At 72.0% G+C, this 610-nt stretch carries 1 protein-coding gene; it reads right to left on the bottom strand.

Annotated features, from left to right (window positions below):
• On the bottom strand, positions 1–578 hold a 578-nt coding region (locus E1298_RS47455), incomplete at its 3' end, for a peptidoglycan-binding protein (RefSeq protein ID WP_243726292.1).
• Positions 579–610: the final 32 nt, after the last annotated feature.

The raw sequence follows: 610 nt of genomic DNA, 5'->3' as shown, positions 1-610 counted from the left end.
GTGTGTATAAGAGACACCTCCACGACCTCCACCGCGAAGCCGCCCTCCCGCGGCGCCAGCAGCGCCTCGACCGGCACCGACAGCACGCCCCGCCGCCGCTCGCCCTCCAGCTCCACGCTGACGGGCGCCTCGTCCAGCCGTCCCGTCCCGGCACTTCCCAGCGAGATGTCGACGCCCACCGTCGTCTTCTTGTCCTGCCCGGTCCCGCTGCTCTCCGCGACCCCGCTGACCTCGCTGATCGTCCCCGTGACGGTCTTCCCGCCGGGCAGCTCCACCGAGACCCTGGCGCCCTTGCGCGCGATGTCCTGCCGGTCCGCGTCCAGATCCACATGGACGACCCGCCTCGTCCCGGCCACGTTCAAGACGGGCTGCCCCTGTCCCACCTGCTTCCCCTCGGGCGCCTTCACCTCCCGCACCCGCACGGCCCCGCTCAGGAACACGACCTGCCCGGAGTCGACCGTCCCCGTCTCCTCCAGCCCCCGATCGTCCTGCCACTCCCTCACCGCGGCCCCGGTCGCGGCGGTGAACTCCCCGTCCACGGCCACCTCGTACCCGAGAGCCTTCAGATTGCTCTCCAACTGCCGCACATCACCCCCCGAAGCGCCCTCCC

Origin of the sequence: Actinomadura rubrisoli, assembly GCF_004349215.1 — a bacterium.
Taxonomy (GTDB): Bacteria; Actinomycetota; Actinomycetes; order Streptosporangiales; family Streptosporangiaceae; genus Spirillospora; species Spirillospora rubrisoli.
This window is presented reverse-complemented; position numbering and strand designations above follow the sequence as displayed.